The following is a 3,268-nucleotide window of genomic DNA, read 5'->3' as shown; positions in this document are numbered from 1 at the left end:
ATGTCCTGTTCTTCTGCTTCCGTGTTCTTCCATTGGCGCTTACCATATTTTCATTCTTAAAATACAGTTTCTATCTTTTTCACGATCTACTCTATCTTTTAAATAATGGATCTCAACTAACTTACCTTCTTTGAGTTCTTTATTTACTGGACCACTTGTAAAGCATAAGTTATCTGAGAGCCCATACGTAAAAGACTCATCTTCTACATTAAATATTGCGAAATTGTAGCTTTTATCTAGATTTTTAAGATATCCTTTTACAATAAAATACTCTCCATTTTCCAATGCCTTACTAGCCTGATAATTATAAAGCAAATATTTAAAACTACCTTGATAAAACCATCCCCCCCAGATAACATACAAACAAAGACCTAAAATTGAAAACTGTAGCTTATTTTTATTTTTATCATATCTATCTCTCACAACACATTGAAAAGGCCTACAAATTATAGTCCCATAAAAAAATCTATCATTGAGTTTTCCAAAAACAAAAATCAAGACAACAAAAAAAATAAAATCCGGCAAAAACTCAAATGCAAAAACACCTCTAAAATCAACAAAAAAATCATTTTCAAATATTTTCATAACCTTAACTACACAATAAAAAAGGAGGGCATTCCCTCCTTTTAAAGCTTATTCAAGAAAATCAAAAACAAGTCTTCTTGGTTCATCTATAATATAAAAAAACGTATTTGCCATAGTATAAACTCTTCTACCACTCCGACCGTATTCTATAACTACTCCATTTCCATTATCATTTTCACTACGTTCAAAGTTAGCCCCCACGTTAAGTTTATCCAATTTCTCATGACCAAGAACACTATCCCACTCGTTTTTCACACTTTTTAGTGCACCTGCTTTATAATCCACAGTATTAAAAGACAAGCCATAACCCCTGAAGCTTTTATTAGTTTGAGAGTCAAATGTCTCCCCTTCTAGTGTATAACCTTTTTCATAAAATACAGACACGTACTTCCTAACTTCAAGCTCAGATGTATAAGATTTAGATAAACCTTCAGCCAAATCTAAAACTGTGGCATCATCCCCCCTAATCATTCCAATATCCACAGAGACTGTAAAATCAAAATCCTTTGTAAAACTGTGAATACTATGAGATGCACTAGCATAATCACCTACATTATCAATAAACACTGCTTTACCAACACTAAAAGTCCAATTTGCAAGTTGACCACTTATCGCCCCCTCAAACTCTAGAGCTCCTTTTACTGAGTCTCCCGACCAATTGGCAAGCCCCTTATTCCACCTATTCATGCCCCAATCATCAACCTTAGCAATAATTCTTTGACGATAGAAAGGTAAAGCAAATGACTCAATGTCGCGATTTTTTACTGCACTAACCATATGTTGCTGAACGTCCTTACTTGCATTAAAAAATGCTAGTCCACTTTTAGCTTTTTCAATTCCTATTTGTTCATCAGCACTAACTGCAACTTCAAACCAATTTAGCATATCTTCGACAAAGAGTTTATCTTCTTCATTTTTTTTATATACCAAATTAAAAGATTTTTCTATTGTATTCCTATTTTCAAACCTTTGTTTATCTCTCTCATTGATAAAAATATTATTTTCTTCTGCAAAGTTGTTTACGTACTCATCTACCTGTCTGATCCTTTCTTCCTCAGCTACCCTCATAATTTCTTCAGGATCTACATCTAATGATGCAAATGAGTTTTTAATAAATTCTTCTTTTGTTAAGCGAAACTTTTTCCCTTCAAATGGATTATACATCTCACTTTCTAAATCATAATCAAGCCCTACCTCATCACTGGTTACACCATGTGCTACCTTAGCTTGCTGTTTCACTTTCTGCGTGATTTTTACAGCATTTCTTTGCTCTAAATTCCCTTGCACCCTCTCTGACTTAACCCCTCCACTCGATTTAGCCACTGAGCTGTGATTTTCCCTAATTGCAGTTTCCTGCTGTGCTGCTTGAGTACTTGGTGTGGGTTTCGACACTTGTCGGGCAAGATACTGCTGCCTTGCCAATCTCCCTGAAACTTGATCATATGTTTCATAGCCTGCAATATGACTTCCAAGTTCATTTGTAAGTGCACTTTGAGCTGCATTTTTAAAGTCAAAGCGCCTACCGTATATTTTTGAGGCTATACCTTCTCTTACAACGCCTTCTGTCAGAGCAGATGCATAACGACCAAATGAGTCATTCGCATCAATACCTAATGCATCACTGGCATAACCTTGCATTGATGCACCTGCAGCAGCAACTGCAACACCTTTCCAGTCAAATTTCTTTTGGAAACCTGTAGCCGTTCCTAGTGCTTGGTTTGCAACATTAGAAACCGTAGCCCTTGCAGTAGTGCTACTGTGGATATAATCACTGGCTGTTGCAGCCCACTGTGACCCGCTCTTAGCAGCCTGTGTTAAGCCCTGGTCTATTCCATAGGTTACAGCTGCACTTATAGCACCTCTGGCTCCCGCTTTTGCAGTTCGACTAAAGTGAATGCTTTTCTGAACCCCCATTGCCATACCTGCAACTTGCCCAGCCAAGTCACCCGCGATGGCTCCTGCAGCCCCCGCTAGCATGGCTTCACCCAGTGTTGCAGCACCCGCTGCTGCTGTCATAGAAGTAGCCCCTGTCATCGCCATCAGCGCCGCACCACCGGTAAAAATAGTGGCGGCAATCGCCACTACAGCAATTATGACAGCCGCGCCACCACAACCGCCACCCGCAGGCTTAATCGGCGGCGGTGGCATATCCGGTAACGTCGGACTCACATCCCCAATCGCCACCCCGGCGTTATAGGGGCGGAAAGTGCTGCTGTTGTTGTGGATGTTGGTGACTTTATTCGGCACCGTGAGGAAGGTGCCAGGTTTTAAGTCTTTCAGTTGCTGAGGTTGCAAACCATTGGCATCCGCCAGCATAAACCACAGGCTACTGTCTCCCCATAGCGCCAAAGCGATGGTTTGCAGGGTATCGCCTTGCTGTACGGTATAACCACCGGGGCTTTGTGCCGGGTAGTTTTCGCCAATGGCCTGGAAGTTGGCATCGAAGTCAGCACTGAACACCGGCTCGGTTTTATCCGGCTTACGCATTAAGCCTTGGTTATAGGCCAGTTGGGTTGCGTAGTCGGTATAGGTCGGGCCATCATCCCCGACATCGCCAATGCCAATGCCATTGACGTAGTAGAAGTGATGGGTACGCAGGTAGGCTTTGTGGTCATCATTACGATCATGGCCTTCCTCAGTACGGGTCAGGATCTGCCCTTTGTGGTTATTCACATAGCGTAGG

2 protein-coding genes are annotated in these 3,268 nt (G+C 41.0%); both read right to left on the bottom strand.

What is annotated here, in order from left to right:
• Positions 1–39 precede the first annotated feature (39 nt).
• A complete protein-coding gene (locus KCG35_RS24145) occupies positions 40–585 on the bottom strand; it encodes a hypothetical protein (RefSeq protein ID WP_215822415.1) in 546 nt (181 codons plus the stop codon).
• A 48-nt stretch (positions 586–633) separates the two neighbouring features.
• Positions 634–3,268 (bottom strand): LysM peptidoglycan-binding domain-containing protein (locus KCG35_RS24140; protein ID WP_215822414.1); only part of this gene is annotated, 2,635 nt, incomplete at its 5' end.

The sequence above is a fragment of the Zooshikella harenae genome (assembly GCF_018837975.1).
In the GTDB taxonomy this organism is placed as follows: Bacteria; Pseudomonadota; Gammaproteobacteria; order Pseudomonadales; family Zooshikellaceae; genus Zooshikella; species Zooshikella harenae.
The sequence above is the reverse complement of the archived record's forward strand: the minus strand, read 5'-3'. Positions and strand labels throughout refer to the sequence as shown.

Coding starts and splice junctions, on each gene's coding strand:
- KCG35_RS24145 (WP_215822415.1), bottom strand. CDS start 585: ATGAAAATATTTGAAAATGATTTTTTTGTTGATTTTAGAGGTGTTTTT.